Origin of the sequence: Pyramidobacter sp. YE332 (genome assembly GCF_033060595.1) — a bacterium.
GTDB lineage: Bacteria > Synergistota > Synergistia > Synergistales > Dethiosulfovibrionaceae > Pyramidobacter.
Genome location: NZ_CP133038.1, coordinates 470,985 through 489,135, shown reverse-complemented (window position 1 = coordinate 489,135; position 18,151 = coordinate 470,985). Strand labels below are relative to the sequence as shown.

The 18,151-nt window shown below is 62.6% G+C and carries 17 protein-coding genes; 3 read left to right on the top strand and 14 right to left on the bottom strand.

Annotation, left to right across the window (positions count from 1 at the left end; all coding sequences use genetic code 11):
* Nucleotides 1–37: 37 nt before the first annotated feature.
* The 3 genes from RAH42_RS02325 to RAH42_RS02315 all read right to left on the bottom strand — a co-directional run bounded on the left by RAH42_RS02325 (nucleotide 38) and on the right by RAH42_RS02315 (nucleotide 3,932).
* Nucleotides 38–1,909: a YadA-like family protein gene (locus tag RAH42_RS02325; protein ID WP_343228913.1), complete on the bottom strand. Its 1,872-nt coding sequence runs from the start codon at nucleotides 1,907–1,909 to the stop codon at nucleotides 38–40.
* Entirely contained in the window at nucleotides 1,813–2,976 is a 1,164-nt protein-coding gene (locus tag RAH42_RS02320; protein ID WP_317539863.1) for an ISAs1 family transposase, read from the bottom strand. The genes RAH42_RS02325 and RAH42_RS02320 overlap by 97 nt, the downstream gene beginning before the upstream one ends.
* Nucleotides 2,977–3,095: 119 nt before the next feature.
* On the bottom strand, nucleotides 3,096–3,932 hold the full coding sequence (locus RAH42_RS02315) for a hypothetical protein (protein ID WP_317539862.1): 837 nt from the start codon (nucleotides 3,930–3,932) through the stop codon (nucleotides 3,096–3,098).
* A gap of 305 nt (nucleotides 3,933–4,237) precedes the next feature.
* On the opposite strand from RAH42_RS02315, the gene RAH42_RS02310 reads away from it, so the two are divergent.
* Together RAH42_RS02310 and RAH42_RS02305 are read left to right on the top strand one after the other, a co-directional pair.
* Nucleotides 4,238–4,921, top strand: coding sequence for a sulfite exporter TauE/SafE family protein (locus RAH42_RS02310; protein WP_317539861.1), 684 nt, complete (start codon nucleotides 4,238–4,240; stop codon nucleotides 4,919–4,921).
* Between the two features lie 15 nt (nucleotides 4,922–4,936).
* A complete protein-coding gene (locus RAH42_RS02305; RefSeq protein ID WP_317539860.1) occupies nucleotides 4,937–5,662 on the top strand; it encodes a sulfite exporter TauE/SafE family protein in 726 nt (241 codons plus the stop codon).
* A 140-nt stretch (nucleotides 5,663–5,802) separates the two neighbouring features.
* On the opposite strand, the gene RAH42_RS02300 is transcribed toward RAH42_RS02305, so the two are convergent.
* The 7 genes from RAH42_RS02300 to RAH42_RS02270 form a co-directional block, all read right to left on the bottom strand.
* Nucleotides 5,803–6,993, bottom strand: coding sequence for a M20 family metallopeptidase (locus RAH42_RS02300; protein ID WP_317539859.1), 1,191 nt, complete (start codon nucleotides 6,991–6,993; stop codon nucleotides 5,803–5,805).
* 1 nt (nucleotide 6,994) lies between these two features.
* Nucleotides 6,995–8,188 (bottom strand): M20 family metallopeptidase, encoded by a 1,194-nt coding sequence (locus RAH42_RS02295; protein WP_317539858.1) that lies wholly within the window; start codon nucleotides 8,186–8,188, stop codon nucleotides 6,995–6,997.
* A 64-nt stretch (nucleotides 8,189–8,252) separates the two neighbouring features.
* A complete protein-coding gene (locus RAH42_RS02290) occupies nucleotides 8,253–8,936 on the bottom strand; it encodes a hypothetical protein (protein WP_317539857.1) in 684 nt (227 codons plus the stop codon).
* A gap of 24 nt (nucleotides 8,937–8,960) precedes the next feature.
* Entirely contained in the window at nucleotides 8,961–9,707 is a 747-nt protein-coding gene (locus tag RAH42_RS02285) for a DUF5058 family protein (protein ID WP_317539856.1), read from the bottom strand.
* Between the two features lie 167 nt (nucleotides 9,708–9,874).
* A complete protein-coding gene (locus tag RAH42_RS02280; RefSeq protein WP_317539855.1) occupies nucleotides 9,875–11,509 on the bottom strand; it encodes a PucR family transcriptional regulator ligand-binding domain-containing protein in 1,635 nt (544 codons plus the stop codon).
* A gap of 25 nt (nucleotides 11,510–11,534) precedes the next feature.
* Entirely contained in the window at nucleotides 11,535–12,251 is a 717-nt protein-coding gene (locus RAH42_RS02275; protein WP_317539854.1) for a DMT family transporter, read from the bottom strand.
* Nucleotides 12,197–12,394 (bottom strand): EamA family transporter, encoded by a 198-nt coding sequence (locus RAH42_RS02270; RefSeq protein ID WP_317539853.1) that lies wholly within the window; start codon nucleotides 12,392–12,394, stop codon nucleotides 12,197–12,199. The genes RAH42_RS02275 and RAH42_RS02270 overlap by 55 nt, the downstream gene beginning before the upstream one ends.
* 439 nt (nucleotides 12,395–12,833) lie before the next feature.
* Here RAH42_RS02270 and RAH42_RS02265 point away from each other — a divergent pair, with 439 nt between their 5' ends.
* Nucleotides 12,834–13,433, top strand: coding sequence for a hypothetical protein (locus tag RAH42_RS02265; RefSeq protein ID WP_078015723.1), 600 nt, complete (start codon nucleotides 12,834–12,836; stop codon nucleotides 13,431–13,433).
* 165 nt (nucleotides 13,434–13,598) lie between these two features.
* Here the strand turns inward: RAH42_RS02265 and RAH42_RS02260 are convergent, their stop codons facing one another.
* The 4 genes from RAH42_RS02260 to RAH42_RS02245 all read right to left on the bottom strand — a co-directional run bounded on the left by RAH42_RS02260 (nucleotide 13,599) and on the right by RAH42_RS02245 (nucleotide 17,907).
* The gene (locus RAH42_RS02260) at nucleotides 13,599–14,861 is read right to left on the bottom strand and encodes a lactate racemase domain-containing protein (protein ID WP_120372318.1); all 1,263 of its coding nucleotides are present in this window, start codon (nucleotides 14,859–14,861) and stop codon (nucleotides 13,599–13,601) included.
* Nucleotides 14,862–15,165: 304 nt separating this feature from the next.
* A complete protein-coding gene (locus tag RAH42_RS02255; protein ID WP_308559512.1) occupies nucleotides 15,166–15,993 on the bottom strand; it encodes a biotin/lipoate A/B protein ligase family protein in 828 nt (275 codons plus the stop codon).
* Nucleotides 15,974–17,011 (bottom strand): radical SAM protein, encoded by a 1,038-nt coding sequence (locus tag RAH42_RS02250; protein WP_317539852.1) that lies wholly within the window; start codon nucleotides 17,009–17,011, stop codon nucleotides 15,974–15,976. The genes RAH42_RS02255 and RAH42_RS02250 overlap by 20 nt, the downstream gene beginning before the upstream one ends.
* Complete coding sequence (locus tag RAH42_RS02245; RefSeq protein WP_317539851.1) at nucleotides 17,008–17,907, bottom strand: radical SAM protein; 900 nt, start codon at nucleotides 17,905–17,907, stop codon at nucleotides 17,008–17,010. Before RAH42_RS02245 ends, RAH42_RS02250 begins: the two co-directional genes overlap by 4 nt.
* Nucleotides 17,908–18,151 lie beyond the last annotated feature (244 nt).

Genomic DNA, 18,151 nt, shown 5'->3' with positions numbered 1-18,151 from the left:
CATGAAACGTTGAAAAAAACGCGCTCCGCCGCGGCGGTCATAAAACAAACGAAAAGGCGCGGACTGGGAGACAAATCCAGTCCGCGCCTTTCATATGATTTCTTATGCTTTCCCCGCCTACCGGGCCCTCCCCGAGGCGCGCAGCAGGCGTTCCAGTTCCGCCATGCGCGCTTTCAGTTCGGCCTGTTGGCGAGCCTGCGAAGCCTTCAGTTCCGCAATTTCCTGAGCCTGCGAAGCCTTCATCTCCGCCATCTCGTGCTCCATCGAGGCCACCTGGGCCTGCAAGTTCGGCGTTTTCCTTCTGCATCACGTAGACGCTGCCGATCGGGCCCTTGCGGTAACGCGCCGGGATCGCGTCCTTGTCTTCCTTCTTGCCGATCTTCCACGTCAGCCCGGCGTTGGCCATCGATTCGCCGTGGTGGGTAATCGACACGCCGGCGTGGACCATGAAGTCTTCCCTGACGTAATGCGCCACGCCCAGCGCCAGCGCCCACGTGTCGCGGTAGTTGCCGAACCTGGCCATGATCTGGCTGGGCCTGACGGGATCGTACTGGATCGGTTTCAGCCCGGAGAGCGCGGAGCTCAGCGCGCCGACGTTCTTGACGTCGCTTCGCAGTTCGCCCATCTGTTCGTAGACGCTGCCGAAATTGTTGTAGATGTTGGTGAATTCGGTGTCTGCGGCGCTGAGGGCGTCGCCGACGTTATGGTATGTGCCGCCGCGGATGGTGTAGGCAGGCGCGCTGATCGAGCCGTCGGAATTGACCGTGGAGCCGCCGCCGAAGCGGCCGGCAACGCTCGACGAGACGCCCCAGAGCTGCGAGCCGTTGATGGCGTCGGCGCTGGTCTGGCTGACTTCTCCTTTGGCGACGTTGGCGATCTTTTTGTTTCCGGCGTCGATGCCGGCCCTGGTGACTGAGGGGCCGTTTTCAATGACGAGGCCGTTGTCGGTGATCGAGGCGCCACCGGCCGTAAAGGCGTTCGCCGTGACGCTGTTGAAGTTCGCGTCGGCTTTCGTGGCGATGGTGACGTTTTTGTCGTCGCGGGTGATGGCGATGTTGTCGCCGCTGGTGAACGTCACCGTGTCGTTGGGATTGACGGCGGCCGGGGGCTGCGCGCCGGGCTTGGTGTCGAGGTTCCAGGAGCCGCCGGCGCCGTCGAGTTCGAGGACGAGGGTCTGGCCGTCGACGGTCAGTTTCAGTCCTTCGCCGGCCCTGAAGGCCGGGGCGGCCGCGGCGCTTTCCATGTCCAGCGCGCCCAGGAGCGCGCCGTTCGAGTCGAAGGCGCGGAACGAGAGGCCGCGTTTGAGCTGGGCGATGTTGACGGCGTCGGTGCCGTGCGTGCCGCCTGCCACGCCGGTGATCTGGCGGCTGGCGGCCGGCACGGTTTCCGTAACGGGATTGCCGTTCAGGTCGGTATAAGTATAGCTGTACGGCGTCCGGTTGCCCACGGCGACGGCGTTGTGCGTCGATTTCCAGGCCGGCTCCGTCTGCCCGCCGGCCAAAAAGGCCGTTTCCCCGGCGGGGGTGTCCGCGGTGGCGAAGCTGCCGAGGGCGACGGAACCGGCCAGTTTGGCGTGGGCGCCCCAGCCCGCGGCGAGGGAGTTTTCCGCCGTTCCCTCAGTGACGCCGCCCGACGCGGCCAGGGAGTTTCTGCCTTTCGCCTGCGAAGCGTACCCCATCGCGGCGGAAGCGTCGCCGCTGGCGGTCGCCCACTGCCCCATCGCGGTGGAAGCGAAACCGCTGGCGGTCGTCCCCTTCCCCATCGCGGTGGAATATATGCCGCTGGCGGTCGTTTCCCCCCCAGGGCAATCGCTTACGAAATAAGCAAGCCCGTCGGCACCAGTCCCAGGACCTGCAGAGCCGTAGGGACGCCAAGCCCGCAGAGCTTGCGCTTGCTCCTCATCCCGCATTTGCACGTTTCACAGGTCTTCAGCATCTGCAAAGCAAGTTTTCGCAGAATGTTCATCACTTCCGCCGCGTTCTTCGCTCTCGCCCGACAGTCATCCTCCCTGAAGGCCATGTCCAGCATCCAGTGTAAGTTGTTCTCGATCGCCCAGTGCTCTCTCTTGATGCGCAGAAGGTCTTGCGCCCGGGCTCCTTTCAGGCTGTAGATGAAGTAATGGTCTTCAGTGCTGGTCTTGTTATCGACGTTCCGGGTGTTGTGGATCCAGGCGACGCCCGTGATGCCTCGCCAGCCTTCAAGTCCTTCGAACCAGCTCAGGTCGTTGGAGAGGTAACATTCTCTTCTCTCGATGCGCCCATGATCCTTCTCCAGGGTGCTGGCATACTGTCCTTTGGCTTTGAGTTCTCTTGTGCTTGTGTCCTGCGCTTCGCTGCGCAGGTGCCAGATGATGTCGTCGTGCAGTTTCTTCTGATTGCCTTTGACGGCGAGGACGTAATCTCCGCCCTTTTCGATGATCTTAGCGGCGATGTCCTTCTGCGTCCCCATGGCGTCGATGGTGACGACGGTGTCTTTGACCTGAAAGAGATCCAGCAGTTCGGGGATGGCCGTGATCTCGTTGCTCTTCTCGTCGGTCTTGATCTGACCGAGGACCAGCTGCGCCCGACTGGCAAAAGCGGTGAGCACGTGACTGGCTTTCTGTTCGGAACTGCCGCTGCGGCATATGGTCTTGCCGTCGATGGCGACGGTCATGCCTCCTGACTCCGCCAGCTTGCCCAGGTGGACGTACAGCTCGCTCATCCAGGCGTTGAAGCGTTCGGACAACACACGGGGATCGAGGCGGCTCAACACCTTGCCAAAGGTATCGTGAGAAGGGGTGCCGTGGCGGAAGTCGCAGAACGGCGCCAGATATTTCTTCTGATGATCGGCAAACATGGCCATTTCCGTATAGGTATCCATGTTACAGATCACGGCCAGCACGCTGACCAGAAGGATATCCTGGAGCCGATAGTGGATCGCGTTGCCTGTGCGGAAATCTTCAATTTCTGCCAGCAGTTCCAGAAATGTCTGGTTCATTCTCGTGCCTCCTGTCGGTGTTTTGGGGCGTTTTCGGTGTTTCTTTGTATTCTACCGCAGGGAGGCTTTCTTGGGATGAACTTACTTTTCTGCGTTGCGGCTTTCTTCTTCTCGTGAGCTTAATGGCAATTTCCTCGAGTGGATTTTCGTAAGCGATTGCCCTGTTTCCCCCCCATCGCGGTGGAAGAGCTGCCGCTGGCGGTCGTTTGCTGTCCCATCGCGGTGGAAAACTGGCTGCTGGCGGTCGTTCTCCATCCCATCGCGGTGGAAGAGTCGCCGCTGGCGGTCGTTCTCCATCCCATCGCGGTGGAAGAGCCGCCGCTGGCGGTCGTTTCCCCTCCCATCGCGGTGGAATAGTCTCCGCTGGCGGTCGTTTTCCATCCCATCGCGGTAGAAAACTGGCTGTTGGCAGTCGTTTTCCATCCCATCGCGGTAGAATAGTCGCCGCTGGCGATCGTTTCCCCTCCCATCGCGGTAGAATAGTCGCCGCTGGCGATCGTGTAACTCCCCATCGCGGTGGAATAGTCGCCGCTGGCGGTCGTTTGCTGTCCCATCGCGGTGGAAGAGAAACCGCTGGCGGTTGTTTCCCCTCCCATGGCGGTGGAATAGTCGCCGCTGGCGGCCGTTTTCCATCCCATGGCGGTGGAATAGTCGCCGCTGGCGGTCGTTTCCCCTCCCATCGCAGTGGAAGAGCCGCCGCTGGCGGTCGTTTGCTGTCCCATCGCGATGGAAGAGAAACCGATGGCGGCCGTCCCCTTCCCCATCGCGATGGCGTCAGCGCCGGTCGCCTGCGAGTCGGAGCCGATCACGACGAGCGCGCCCACGCCCGGAAGGGCGGCGCTGCCGATCTGCAGCTGGTCTCCCGTCACGATGCCCCAGCCGGCTTCCGCTGTCGTGACCGCCAGCGCCAGAGCCAGAAGCGCCCGCGCGGCGCAGAATTTTCCCTTCGTTTTCATCCCGATCCGCCTCCTTTGTGTGGCACGCCGCATGGAGCGGCGTACGATATGTTGTCTTTTGACGTTTACAAGTTTAACATCCCCCCCCCCCGCGTAAAGATAACGAATTGTATTCGTCGCGGCGCGGATTTTTCATCGCAAAGCGCGCCGCCGAGGGAGTCGGCGGAGGGCCCGCGGAAGCTCCCGCCTTTCGGGGCGGCGGGGCCGCGGCCGCCGCCCGAGCGACGTTTCGCGCGAAAATCCTTGAACAAATCGTTTTTCAGGAGTAGAGTAAGCGGGAAATCACCCAGAAACGGAGACCTGCCATGAATGTCCTCACCCTCGCGCTTTTGATGAGCTCCGCGGCCGCCGGCGGGATCATCAACACCGTCTGCGGCTTCGGGCTCGGCGCCGTGGCCATGTCGGTCTGGCCTTACCTGATGCCCTACATGCAGTCCGTATCGGTGGTCACTCTCTGCGGGCTGACGATCGATCTGCTGCTGCTGTCCAATACGTACCGCTTCATCAGCTGGAAAAAGCTGGTGCCGTGCCTGATCTGCGGGATGATCTTTTCCAGCCTGTCGGTCTATCTTTCCGTCGGCGCCGCCGAAAAGGCGCTCACTCGTTCGCTGGGCGTCATCCTCATCGCTCTGGGCGTATATTCGGTGTTCTTCAGCGGCCGGATCCGCATCAAGGCGTCGCCGTTCAACGGCTGCATCGCCGGCGCGCTGGCGCAACGGCATCATCACGGCGCAGGTGCTGCGGGTCTGGCTGCTGCTGGCCGCCGCCGTCGGGCTGAGCATTCTCGTCGGCAACAAAGTCTTCCACAAACTCGACGGGGCGAAGCTGCGCAAAATAGTTTACGCTTACCTGATCTTCTCCGGCGCGCTGCTGCTCTTCCGCTGAGTTCCGAGCGCCGGCGGGGACCGCCCCGCGGAAAGCGGCCTTTGTTTTTTTCGCGCTTGAAAAGGCGCGCCGGAAAGCGTAAAGTGGATACATTCCCCCATTGAAAAGGAGTTTTCTTCATGCCGCCTCTCACTTTCGCCGCAGCCTTCTCGGTCAGCCTGATCGGCGCGGTCATCCAGGCCGTCTGCGGTTTCGGCTACGGGCCGGTGAACATGTCGCGGCTGCCCTACCTCTTCCCCTACGCGCAAGCGGTCGCCCTCTCCGGCCTGTGCGGCTCGACGACGGCCGTTTTCGTCGCCGCCAGCAGCTTCAGGTACATCCGTTGGAAGACCGTGCTGCCCTGCGCTGTGACGGCGCTGGTTTTTGCGGCTCTGTCGGTGCAGCTTTCCGCCGGCGCCGCCGACGGGTTCATGGTTCGCAGTCTCGGCGCCGCGCTGGTCGCGCTGGGCGTTTATTCGATCTTCTTCAGCGGCCGCCTCCGCATCAGGCCGACGCCGCGCAACGGAGCCATCGCCGGCGCGCTGGCCGGCGCGCTCTCGGGGCTCTTCTCCGTCGGCGGGCCGCCCATGGCCCTCTACCTGCTGGCCGCCACCGACAGCAACGACGAATACCGCGCCTCGCTGAACGCTCATTTTTGCTTCACCGCCTGCATCACCACGTTTATGCGTTGGCGCAACGGGGCCTTTACCGCCGCCACGCTCCGCGCGTACGGGCTCGTCCTCGTTTCGCTGCTGCTGGGCGCCTGGATCGGCGGGAAAATCTTCCGCCGCCTCGACCCCAAGCGCCTGCGCCTGCTCGTCTACGGCTATCTGATCGCCTCCGGGCTCCTGATGCTCTTCAAGTGAGAAAAAATCATCCCCCGCCCGAAAGCGCTTCCGCGCTGCGCTCTCGATCGGTTGTTCCACGTGGAACATTCGTTCTCGAAAAAAAACGGTTCTCCGGCGTTCGTCATGCCGAAGAACCGTTTTTTTGTCGCCGCGGAATCTCAGCGGCCGTGGCGCGCCAGCCACGTCATGGCGCTGCCGGCGGCCATGGCGGCGCCGCGCCAGAGGATGCCGTCGTCGATCTCGAAGCGCGGGCTGTGCTGCGGCGTGGGGCCGTGGGACGAGGGCGTGTACATGAGCAGGAAGGTTCCCGGCCCCTTGAGCAGATAGCCGGCGAAATCCTCGCCGCCCGTGGTGGGCAGCGGCACGCGCAGGAAGGCTTCGTCGCCGAAGAGTTCGCGCCCGATGGCGACGACTTCTTCGGTCGCCGCCGGATCGTTGACCAGATTGGCGGCGCCGCGCGTCCAGACCAGCTCGGCCGTGGCGCCCGACGCCTCGGCGATCAGCTCCGCCATGTTCCTCATGCGCTCTTCGATGCGGCAGCGCTCCTCCTCGGAAAGGGCGCGGGCCGTACCGTTCATCACGCAGGTGTCGGGGATGATGTTGAAGGCCGCGCCGGGCGTGCGCACCTTGCAGACCGACAGGACCATCGGCTTCGTGGCGCTCTGTTCGCGGCTGACGAGGCTCTGCCAGGCGTCGATGACGCGGGCGGCGATCAGCACGGGATCGACGGCCAGCGACGGGAAGGCGCCGTGACCGCCCTTGCCGGTGATGGTGCACTGCCAGCTGTCGAGGAAGGACATGAACGCGCCGGGATAGAATCCGAACGTGCCCGCCGGCCAGTCGTGCGGCGCGATGGAACCGGCGTGAAGGCCGACGATGAAATCGGTGTGCGGATTCTCGAGGCAGCCGTCGGCGATCATGGCGTTGGCGCCGTTGCCGGTCTCCTCGCCGGGCTGGAAGAGGATCTTCACCGTGCCGTTCAGTTCGTCTTTGTGTTTCATCAGCAGGGATGCCGCGCCCAGCGCCATGGCGGCGTGCGTGTCGTGGCCGCAGGCGTGCATGCAGCCGTTTTTCGAGGCGTAGTCCACCGGCGTCTGTTCCACGACAGGCAGGCCGTCGCAGTCGGCGCGCCAGGTGAAGCACTTGCCGGGACGCCCTTCGATCAGGGCGACGACGCCGTGACCGCCCACGCCTTTGCGGTACGGCACGCCGAGCGAATCGAGCGCCGCGCAGATGTAGGCTTCGGTCTGGGGAGTTTCCAGCCCCAGCTCGGGGAACTGGTGCAGCTCGCGCCGCCAGGCGACGATCTGGGAACTGAGCTCTTTCGCTTCGTCAAGGATCGTTTTCATGTCATTCGCCCTCCTTCGCAAGCCACTCGAGCGCCAGCGCCGCGAACAGCGCCGTGCCGCGCCACAGCCAGCGGTCGTCGATGCGGAAATGGCAGTTGTGCATGTTGTACGCGGGTCCGTCGGGCGGCGGCACGACGAGGAACGCCATGGCGCCGGGAACATGTTCCGTGTAAAAGGCGAAATCGTCGCCGGCCAGCATCGGCTCGTTCACGAACAGCGCGTTTTCGCCGCCGAACAGGGCCGCCGCCGTCTTTTGCGCCGCGCCGATCACCTTTTCGTCGTTCAGCAAGGGCGGCGCGCCGCGCGTGTATTTCACGCCGGCTTTCACGCCCATGCTCTCCGCCGTCAGGCGGGCGATCTCGCCCAAGCGCCGCTCGATCAGGTCGCGCGTCTGCGGCCACAGCGTGCGCGCCGTGCCCACCAGACGGGCCGTCTCGGGGATGACGTTGGACGTCTCGCCGGCCTCGAACTGGCACACGGAGACGACCGAGGGGCACATCGGGCAGGCGTTGCGGCTGACGATGGTCTGCACTCCGGTGACGATCCGTTCCGCCGCCACGACGGGATCGCGCGACATCTCGGGGATGGCGCCGTGGCTGCCCTTGCCCGTCAGATCGATCTCGAACTTGTCCATGCAGGCCAGCGCCGCGCCTTTGATAAAATGGAAGGAACCGGCTTTTTTGTTTTCGCCCGATCCCATCGACACGTGGATCGCAAACGCCGCGTCGGGCGTTGGATCTTCAAGGCAGCCGCCGGCCATCATCGCCTTCGCGCCCGCGCCGATCTCTTCGGCGGGCTGGAACAGCACCTTGACCGCGCCGTTCAGTTTGCGCCGGCGCGCCAGCAGCAGTTTGACGGCGCCCAGCCCCATGGCGCTGTGGGCGTCGTGCCCGCAGGCGTGCATGTTTTCGTTCTGCGACGAGAACGATTCGCCCGACTCCTCGCGGATCGGCAGACCGTCGCAGTCGCAGCGGAACATCAGGCAACGGCCCGGCAGTTCTCCCCTGACCACGGCGGCGACGCCGTGCCCGCCCACGCCGCGGCGGTATTCGGCCCCCATGGCGTCGAGCTGGCGGCAGAGATAGTCCTCGGTCCACGGCGTCTCCAGCCCGACTTCGGGGAAGGCGTGGAGCTCGCGCCGCCAGCCGCGGATCCGCTCCTGGAGCGCCTGAGCCTCGTTCAAAACAGTGTCCATTGCGTACTCTCCTTTGTTTTCATGAAATTCCGCCTGCCCGGGACGGACAGGCGGAACGGCAAATTTACTTCTTGATGATGCCGGCTTTGTAAAGCACCCGCGCCGTGATGATCGTGCCGAACACCGCACCGAGGATCAGCGTGGCCGGATGTTGCAGCGCCGGCCTGCCGCTGGCGAAAAGCAGCCCGGGGATGCCGATGCCGGGAACGGCCAGCAGCGGTTCCTTAATGACGCAGGAAACGAACATGGCGCCGAAGACCGCCGGCACGGCGCAGCTCTTGAACGCCGAGACGATGCCCGCGGGCAGCACGGAGAGCACCGAAGCGCCCGCCACCGCCGCCAGCGTGACGAAGAACAGGTTGACGACCACCGAGCCCGTCAGCCCCACGGTGGAGACGATCAACGCCTCGGGCGAACCGCTCTCGGTGCCGACAGCTTCCTGCGCCGCCGCCGAGCAGGGCACGCGCAGATTGCCGATGTTGCCCGTCAGGAAGGCGATGTAGATGCCCACTTCGCCAAGCACAGGGAAGTAGGAGATCGGTTCGATGAAGTACACGGCGCCGCAGATCGAGACGATCATCAGCCAGGCCTGGAACGCCGCGCCCCAGCCGGGCCACGCGCCGTGAACGAGATAGAGATACAGGTTCGGGAAGAAGCAGGCCACGATCACGATCCACAGCGTCGTCACGCCGATGCCGCGGGCCGGACGGTTCCACACGCCGCCGAAAGCCGAAAGTTTGTCAGACATGAGTTTTCCCCTCTCTTCCTGCGATTAAAAGAACGTAGCCACGATCATGCCGGCCAGCATGGCCAGACCGAGATTGTACTCGCGCAGCTTGGGACGTTTTTTCGAGACGCGGATCAGGATCGCCATGGCGATGCCGGCCGCAATCGTGGCGATCATCGGCTGCAGCGGCGTCGTGCCCGAGCCGCCCGCGGCGAGCGCCTTGCGGTAATTGCGCAGCGCCTTGCCGATCGTGTCGGCGCTGAGGTAGCCGTAACAGCCGGTCGTCGCCGCCACGGCGATGAGCACCAGCCAGCGGGCGTCGCCGCCGCCAAACTTGGCGCGCACCTTTTCCAGATGGGGCGTCAGCACCGCGGCCACGATCAGCCAGCCGATGCCGTTCACCGACATCGTCCACCACGAGGCGGCCAGCGCGTTGAGATCGTATTGGGCCGAGTTGAGTTCGACGCCGTACGCCTGAGCGCCCAGCATCGCCCCCGTCATCTCGATCGGCGCCGAGCCGATGATCGAACAGCGCAGCCATGCGATCGGCGCGCCCACGGCGCTGATCAGGCCGACCATGACGAGGAACACCGCGAACGACGGCCCCACCGACGAGACCGCGCCCGTCCACAACCCCTTGTACACGTTGCGCCGCTCGAAACCGATCGCGTCGGCCGCCTTCAGCGACAGACGGATGTAGAGCAGCGACTGGATCAGCGCCACCGCTACGACGATAAAGCAGAGGAACCACACCACCGCGTTGTTTGCAACCTGAAAAACTTCCTGCGGCATCACAAGACCTCCCCATTAAAGAATAAAAATGATCTCCGCGCCGCGAAAGCATGACTTTCGAGCGCCGAGACCATTATCCAAATTCTTGTTTTTCTTTTCATCGTTATTTCACGACGAAAAACGATCATGAAATTTTAATATTCCGTTCCCGAAACAGTGATTCTCGTCTAAATGAACTTATCAGACAAAGATTCTTCACTAAAATCGTCCATCTGTTTCATCTTCAGCGCCAGTTCCGCGCAGAAACGGCTTTCGCTGCTGGAAAAATCCTCGCTCAGCAGGGAGCAGATCTTTCCCCATCGGTATTTGAGCGTATTGTAATGAAGCCCCAGCGCCGCGGCGCTCTTCTTCACGCTCCAGTTGCAGGCGATCATCGTTTCCAGCGTGCGCCGCAGCGTGTCTTCCTTTTTTTCTGCGTCGCAGCGCAGCAGCGGCCCCAGCTGCGCCTCGACGAATTCCCGCGCCGCCGGATTCTGAAGCGTCGTACAGAGCACGCGCGGCGCTCCCATACGGTTCCACCAGGCGATGCGGTTGCCGCCGGCCGTCCGCCGCGTCAGCTCCAGCGCCGTGCGCGCCTGATTGTAGCCCTTCCAGCAGAGAAACACGTCGCCGCAGCGGCCGCTGACGCCCACGGTGACGGAAAAGCCCGTCTGCGCGGCGATCTGCTCCATCATCGGCGTCAAAATGCATTCCAACTGGCGCTGCTCTTCCTCGAAGATTCCCCGCGAGGAAAGGATAAACGCGGCCGAGTCGCTCATCTCCGCGTAGGGCACGTGCTTTTCCATGCGGCCGATGAACTCGCGGCAGACGGCGAAGATGCGCCCCTTCGACTCTTCGAGGACGGCCGGCCCCTGCCCGGCGGCCATGGCGCGGGTGAGGCGGTTCTTGTAGTCGTCGATGTCGCAGACCACGACTTTCTTGGCGCCGCCCAGATCCCAGCCGAACGAACGGGCGCGGTTCCACACTTCGTCCTTGAGGCGCAGGTTGTTCATGAGGATGTCCATGACGAACTCGTTGCGGTAACGCCGCTCCACCTGCGCGCCCGAGCTCCAGCGCTGGAAGAACAGCAGCAGCGCGCCCTTGGCCTGGGTGATGGGGATCTCGTTCCAGGACTCGCGCAGCCGGGACGGCTCCGCGTCGAAAACGAGCCAGGCGGAAGCGGACTCGCCGCAGAGGGCGATTTTCTCCCACGGATAGCGCTTCAGCACTTCCGGCAGCGGCAGCGACGCCAGCGCTTCCCGGAAAGGGCCTGCGTCGGCGCAGAGACGGTCGAAAGAACTTTCCGTACAGCGCAGCGCCAGGTTGAGATGAGTGAAATTGCGCAGCGTTTCCAGCAGATCCTCGAGGCTCGCGCACTGCACGTTCAGGTCGAAAAAGGCCTTCTGCACGGTGCTTGAATAGCGGAGCAGATGCGCCTGATCGCTGATGACGCGCGACTGTACGGGATGGAGGATCTCGGCGAAGGGCATTTCCAGCGGGATGGAGATCAGCGGATAACCGATTTTATCGGCCAATGCCAGCGCCTGCGGCGGCAGCCTGTCGATGTAACGCCCCAGTTTGATGCCCAGGGCCGCCGTGCCGGACTCGCAGCAACCGCGGATCAGCTGTTCCACGTTTTCCGGATCGCGGAACGGATAGCCCGAGGTGATCACGAACTCGCCGCCCTGCGACCATTTATAGCAGTCCGGCGCGTCGCCCACCGTCGTGCGCAGCACCTCGCGCCCCAGCCCGCCGGCTCCGCCCAGCAGGCGAAAGCCCTTGAACTCGGGCATGTTGAGAATGTCCCGTACGGTTACAACCATTTCCCTCTCCCCCTTGACCGCCGCTTCAGCCTGTAGATTTCGCCGCGGCGGAACTGAGCCACACCCCGGCGACGATCACCAGCCCGCCGAGGATCTGCCGCGCGGAAACCGCTTCATGAAGCACCAGGCAGGAACAGACGATGCCCACCACCGGCACCAGATTCAGCAGCGCCGCCGCCGCAGACGCCGAAAGCCCCGTCAGCGAATAATTGTAGAACAGATAAGACAGCAGCGAACAGCACACGCCCAGAAAGAGGATCGCCGCCCCCGACGAGACCGTCGGCATGATCCAGGGACGCCCCTCGAACGCGGCGAACGGCACGAAAAAGAGCGCGCCGAAGAGCATCTGCCAGGCCGTCAGCATCGACGCAGGATAGCGAACCGCCACCTTCTGAGTGATCAGATTGTAGAATCCCCAGGCGATGCCCGTGGAGATCAGCAGCCAGTTGCCCAGAGCCTCCCGCGGGCCCCGCGACACCGCCGCGCCCGTCAGCAGCGCCACTCCCGCGATGGCGACGAGGATCCCGACGACCTGACGCAGCGGCGGCATCCTTCGGCGCGCGGCGCACTCCATCAGCACCGTGATCGCCGGATAGGAAGCCACGATCAGCGCCGCGTGCGACGACGAGGTCATGTCGAGCCCCAGATTCTGAAAGGAGAAATAGAGCGTCACGCCGAAAAAACCGCTCAGAGCGATTGCCGGCAGATCCTTGTTCGCCGGCCGCCCGTCACAGCCCTGCAACCGGCAAAAAGCAGCGCCGCCAGCGCGGAGCGCACCAGCCCCAGCTGCAGCGGCGCGATGGTCCGGTAGGCGATCGCCGTGACAATGAACGAAGCTCCCCAAAAAACGACGGCCGTCAGGACCGCAAGATAGTGTCTGCCCATGATCAAAGTTCCGTTTCCTCTGTAAAAGAATTTGCGCCCCCACGCGGAGGCAATTTATCATACCACATTCGCCGCTCGGCAGCGCCCCCATCCGTCGGCTCCGGCCGTTCCCGACGTACGGACTTTCCTCAAAAAGGAAGCGCTCGCGCAAATTTTGCGATTTAAGGCATTGACCTTACCTGATTTATTTTGCCCGTTCTTTGAAAAAGCGAAAAAATCCGGCTTCCTTTTGCCGGGCGACGCTCTTGCGTGGAAAGGGACGGGCGGCTGTGTTATACTATTTTTGACAAAAAGCATTAACAGAGTTTGCAGGGCGCCCATCCTTATTAATTGAGAAATAGCATTACAGTGCCCGTGGACGCTTGACAAAAAAGCCCCCGCGGCAGGATTTTTTGCCGCGCGGGGGTTTATCTTTCAGAAAAAGGGGCTCAATAAAAAAATGCCTTCTCCCGTCACGAAACGGCAGGAACCGGAGCTGAGCTGGCGCGTCGGCGTGCCGGTCGGTTCCAATCCGCTGATCCTGCTCGACTTCGCTTCGATCCTCGTGGTCGCCTTCCTGCTCGCCTGGCTGGTGCTGCTTGCCGCGCAGTTTTACTTCGACGGATTCGTTACCGCCGCCCACGTATGGAGCGGCGCCATCGTCGCCTTCGACTTCTGCGTCCTGCTCGCGATCTTCTACGCGGTCGTCTGTTTTCTCGTCATGCGCAACCGCTACGCCGCGCTCTACCGCTTCGACCGCACAGGGGCGCACTGCGACAACCTCAAGTGCTATCCCAAAGCGCTGTCGCGCAAAGCGCTCCACTGCCTCTGCTATCCGATCGAGCCGCCGCCGTTCTCCGCGCGCAGCGTCGAAAAACACGTCGGCTGGGGCGACGTCACCCGCGCCGCCGAGCTGCGTTCCCTGCGCGTCCTCCTGCTCAAGGGGAAACGCGGCACGTTGATGCGCGTCTATTGTCCCGATCGGGAAAGCTACGCCGCCGCGCTCCGCTTCGCCGAAGCGAAGATCGCCGCCGAACGAACGCCGACCGGCGGCCAGTGAAACCGGCGGCGGAGGCCCGGCGCCCGGACGCCTGTCGAAAAAGCGCGCCCCGTAAAGAGCGCATGAGCGCCGCCCCGTCCCCGGGACACGGCGCGCCCCGTCAGCAAAAAACGAGTGCGGATGGCTGGATCGTGCGCCAGTCATCCGCACTCGTCGTTCCCGCGCTTATTCCGCGGCGAGGACGTGGACGGCGTTGCCGCTGGGGACCAGGATCGACAGGCCGTTCATTCCCGACTGTTCCTGCAGCCACCTTTCGGCCGACTGCATGTCGCGGAAAACCTGCCCGGGAAAAGGCACGTTCTCGCGCGAAGTCACCAGAGCCGCGGGGCGTCCCCGCATTTCCAGCACGGTGCGCAGGGCGATGTAGCCGGGGATCGTGAACGCCGTTTCCATGTGGCGCATAAAGGCCGACGCGTCGTGCAGCGAACTGCGCAGCGAGGCCTCGAAATCGCCGGGGCCGAGGCTGTCTTCCAGATCGGCGACCAGCACGATCGGCGCCCCGGGCTCCAGGGCCGCCAGCGGCGAAAACAGCGCCTTGGTGGCCTGGTAAAGATCGAGATCCAGCGGAAAGCCGCCGCAGGAAGAGACGGCGCGCGCCGCCCGGCGCGGGATCCACAGCGAGGCGAAGGAACGGCTCGTCTGGCAGCCCGCCTCCCACGCCTGCCAGATGTCGCCCGCCACCCACGCCGCCGGCTCGCCCACGCTGTCGGCGATCGTGTTGAGGACGAAGCATTTTTTGCCGCGCAGCGCCAGATCGGCGTAAGCGCGCTGATCCTGCGCCATCGGGTTGTGTTCCAGCAGGCCGCTGTCGGTGGCGGGATTCAGTCCGCCGTCTTTGAGACAGTGGTTGTGATTTTTGACGATCGAAAGGCGTCCGGAAACGCCGGGCATGATCATCTTGCGCCCGCCCGAAAAGCCGGCCATGTCGTGGAACGTGATGCCGCCCACCAGCACCGCCAGATCGGCGGCGACGAAGGCCGGATCGAGCGTGACCGGCGTGCCCAGCGGCGTGACCAGCCCCGTGTCCACGACGTCTTCGCAGTCGTGGCTGAGCCAGCGGTCGCCGGACATCATCGCGCCGCCGAAGACCAGTTCTTTGTCCCGCTCTTCCACGGCGCGGTGCTGTCCCGTGGCGACGATCCACGTCACCTCGGCCGATTTGTTGACGGCAAGGCGTTTTCTTACCGCCGCGTTCATCTCGGGGGCGCGGCACCAGCCGCGCGTGACGTCGGGCACGACGATGGCGATGCGGCGGGAGTCTTTCGCCAGTTCTTCCAGCGAGGGAGAACCGATGGGGCGGTCAAGCGCCTCCTCGACGGAGCACGACGCGCCGCACAGGCCGCGGCCGCGCGGCTGCGGGACGATATAGTCATACGGGCTCTGCCAGCGCTGCACGCCGCGACCCATCTTCACCTCGTAAGTTTTCATGGCGGACTCCTTGCGACAGAAAATTTTGTCTCATTATAGTCTCATTTGAGCTAAAAGGTCAATCATCATTTCAAAAATAAATTTCTGTACATAACGCTGATTCCTGATAGAAAGTGTTAGGATGGGTTTTTAGGCGCTGCGAGGGAGTTCAGCCGCTCGGAACTGCCGCGCAGCGCCCTCGTGTTCGGCTTTTTCGATCAAGAAATAGTATCAAAGCGCGCTGCACCTGCATTTCAACTGAACTGGATCTGATACGCATGAAGCGCCGCATTCCCTGCGTTGGGGAATGCGGCGCTTCATGCGTTTAGCGGCGATGGTTCCAATCGCGCGTCGCGTATTTATTTTCGATCAGGTCCTCCGCCAACGAAAGCTCGTCGTCAGTCAAGTCGTCTTCCACGAAATGAGCGTCCAGATCGCGCTCCAACGCGATGAAGAAGCCTTCTTTGAACGCGTCAAAGAGCTCGTTCCACGGAAGCGGGCGGCCAGTGAGATGGCGTATACTCGTCGCTTTTTCAAGAAACGTCGCCTTGGCCCGTTCCAATCTCCGAGGGTTTTCGTCCTTCATGGTTGCAAAAAGCATCTCCGGATTCAGGTCGTTGAGCACTGAACCATGCTGGAGTACGGAGCCAAAGCGACGGGCTTGGGCGCTCCCAACAATTTTTTTGCCGTCCGCTTCAAGCTCCCAGACCGAAAGGGCGTCGAAGCAGGCCGCGGAACTTCCCGGTTTACCGCTTCTCGGCGCCGGATGACTCATCGTTACGGGCAAATCGAGTATCCGAAAGCCTTCGGCCAGTCCTCTGGAGAGCACGCGATACGAGTCAGTGATGCTGTCGGGCAACGGGCACCCCTCATGAGGCATAACGATGCTGTAGGTCAATTCTTGATCGTGAAGAACGGCGCGGCCGCCGGTGAGACGGCGCACGACGTCGATGCCGAGATGAGCGCAGGCGTCGAAGTTCACGTCGCGTTCGGCCTTTTGAAAATACCCCAGCGTGAGCGCAGGAGGCCCCCAACGGTAAAAACGAAGAGTCGGCGGCACGCGTCCGGCGGCGCAACAGGTCATAACGGCCTCGTCGATCGCCATGTTCCACGCGCCCGAATGGATTTCGGTATCAATGAATCGCCATTTCATGAGGGCACCTCCTTGTTTCCTTGCCGGTGACGGGCGTCAGATCGTTCAGGTCTGTCTGAGCAAATAAATGCGTTTCTTTCAAGGCCTGGATGACCTCTGAGTTTTTCAGCGGGCGAGGGTAGTTGTACATCACGCCGTGTCCGGGATTTTCGTTGTAGTAAGGACGGTTGCAGTCGCGGCATCCCGCCGTCTCAAACGCTTCGCCGGAGGATAGGACTGACAGCAGTTCTTTTATGTCTCCGTCAATGCCAGAGAGTCGCCCATTCGAAAAAGACATGTCGGAAACGCGCCGACGTTTCGTTTTGATCAACCAGTTTGCCAGCTGAACGCGACGGTAGCGTCCGGCCTCGGGGGGCGGGCACTTCGCCATGCGCGTGCCGCGCAGAGGCGTGAAGGCGAAAAGCCCCACGGTGACATTCAGGTCGTGCATGTTTTGTATCGCGGCGATCACGTCTTCCTCCGACTCTCCAAGACCGACGATGAAGTGCGTGGTGATTCGGCCGGGGTAGCGCCTCGCGCACTCGGTCAGGAGTTGGACCTTGCGAGCGTAGCCCGTGCCTTTCACCTGATCATGAAGGGATTGAGTAGCGGCGTCAAGCGCAATGCTTACTCGCGCCGCCCCGCTTCCCATCAGTCGATCGACCTGGCTGGCGGAGGTGATATTGGTCGAGACGCTGACGGGGAGCGATACTGCGTTCGTCACGGCTTTGAGAATAACGAGGGTGCGCTCAAAGGAACCGGCGTTCAGGGTAACCTGAATACACGCACGGCGAATAGTCCCGCCTCGAGCGGCGGTGATAAGGCCGCTGAGAACGTCTCCTAAGTCATAAACCGGCCAGATAACCCTTGAGAGATGATCTTCTCCAGTTTCGGCCTCTCGCGCCTGAGCGCAGAACGCGCAATTGTGCGCGCATCTGCCGCCCGTATCCATCAGATACGCTGTGGTGGGAAGCGCGTCGGATTTAAGACGCGCAAGACCAAGGGCAGCCGCGGTGCCGATTGACAGACGTATCTTCACAATACGCAGCACTCCTTCCGGTCAATGAGCTTAAGGCCGAGCGAGCGCGCCAGGCGCAGCGCCGGCGGCGTGGGATTCACAAGACGGTTGAGACCGCTGGCGACGGCAAGCGTGTCAAGTTCGGCTCTGTAGCGTCCTGCCGGACGCATGCATCCAAGATTGATCGATTGGCGCGGGAACAGTTCCCGCGCGCGGGCAAAGACGTTCGCGACATCCTCAAGCGGAGGCGGCTGGCGGTCGGCAAAAGCCGTGCCGGGGGTCGGTATGAGAACGATAAAGACCAGCGCGTCAGCGCCAAGTTCGGCGAGCACGCGCAGCGCGTCGTACTCGCCACGCACCTGACCGCCCCAGAGGCCGACGCAAATGTGAGGGACGACCCGGGCTCCAGCGGCGCGCAGCCGGCGATAAGTATCAATATAATCATCTCCGGTACGCGTCAGACCAAATACATCACGGATAGTCCGATCGTCAGTCACCATATCGAATGAGATCCGATCGGCGAGCGGCGCTAAAACGTCGATCTCGGCCTGGCTGATGAGGCCGGCGTGCACGTTGATTTTCAGCCCGCGGCTCTTAAGCCGCATTACGAGTTTTTCCTGGCGGGCGACTTCAACCTTGCCGGCCGGCGTGCATCCGCCCGAAAGGAGACAGCTGGTATAGCGCCCCGTCGCGAGAGCCGCTTCAATTTTTTCAATTGGAGTCATCCCCTCGAGGTAGTGCCCACCGCAGTGAGCGCAGTTGAGAGCGCACTTCGCGCCTGTAAGCGAAACGGCGAGCGTGGAGCCGGGACGATCGCAGATCAGCTGCGGCGGAAAATGCGAGCGGGCCGTGTTCCAAGCGCGCTCGACCGCGGCCCTTGCTTTTAGCGAAAGTCTTGTCAATTCGTCGGCGGTCATGGCGGCGTTCCTTTCAGTCATATCTCTGCAGAAACATTTTATTTATTATAGCACGGCCGTTCTCCTCTCATACTGATTCTTGATAGAAAGCGTCAACATAGTTTTCCGGGTGCTGCGAGGAAGTTCACTCGCCCAGAACTACCTCGACTGCCGCGCGGTCCGCGCGGCTCTCTTTGTGAATCTCCCTCGCAGCGCCCTCGTGTCCGGCTTTTTGCCCGAGAAATGGGTATTGAACGTTCCGCTG

Coding starts and splice junctions, on each gene's coding strand:
- RAH42_RS02325 (WP_343228913.1), bottom strand. CDS start 1,909: ATGCGGGATGAGGAGCAAGCGCAAGCTCTGCGGGCTTGGCGTCCCTAC.
- RAH42_RS02320 (WP_317539863.1), bottom strand. CDS start 2,976: ATGAACCAGACATTTCTGGAACTGCTGGCAGAAATTGAAGATTTCCGC.
- RAH42_RS02315 (WP_317539862.1), bottom strand. CDS start 3,932: ATGAAAACGAAGGGAAAATTCTGCGCCGCGCGGGCGCTTCTGGCTCTG.
- RAH42_RS02310 (WP_317539861.1), top strand. CDS start 4,238: ATGAATGTCCTCACCCTCGCGCTTTTGATGAGCTCCGCGGCCGCCGGC.
- RAH42_RS02305 (WP_317539860.1), top strand. CDS start 4,937: ATGCCGCCTCTCACTTTCGCCGCAGCCTTCTCGGTCAGCCTGATCGGC.
- RAH42_RS02300 (WP_317539859.1), bottom strand. CDS start 6,993: ATGAAAACGATCCTTGACGAAGCGAAAGAGCTCAGTTCCCAGATCGTC.
- RAH42_RS02295 (WP_317539858.1), bottom strand. CDS start 8,188: ATGGACACTGTTTTGAACGAGGCTCAGGCGCTCCAGGAGCGGATCCGC.
- RAH42_RS02290 (WP_317539857.1), bottom strand. CDS start 8,936: ATGTCTGACAAACTTTCGGCTTTCGGCGGCGTGTGGAACCGTCCGGCC.
- RAH42_RS02285 (WP_317539856.1), bottom strand. CDS start 9,707: ATGCCGCAGGAAGTTTTTCAGGTTGCAAACAACGCGGTGGTGTGGTTC.
- RAH42_RS02280 (WP_317539855.1), bottom strand. CDS start 11,509: ATGGTTGTAACCGTACGGGACATTCTCAACATGCCCGAGTTCAAGGGC.
- RAH42_RS02270 (WP_317539853.1), bottom strand. CDS start 12,394: ATGGGCAGACACTATCTTGCGGTCCTGACGGCCGTCGTTTTTTGGGGA.
- RAH42_RS02265 (WP_078015723.1), top strand. CDS start 12,834: ATGCCTTCTCCCGTCACGAAACGGCAGGAACCGGAGCTGAGCTGGCGC.
- RAH42_RS02260 (WP_120372318.1), bottom strand. CDS start 14,861: ATGAAAACTTACGAGGTGAAGATGGGTCGCGGCGTGCAGCGCTGGCAG.
- RAH42_RS02255 (WP_308559512.1), bottom strand. CDS start 15,993: ATGAAATGGCGATTCATTGATACCGAAATCCATTCGGGCGCGTGGAAC.
- RAH42_RS02245 (WP_317539851.1), bottom strand. CDS start 17,907: ATGACCGCCGACGAATTGACAAGACTTTCGCTAAAAGCAAGGGCCGCG.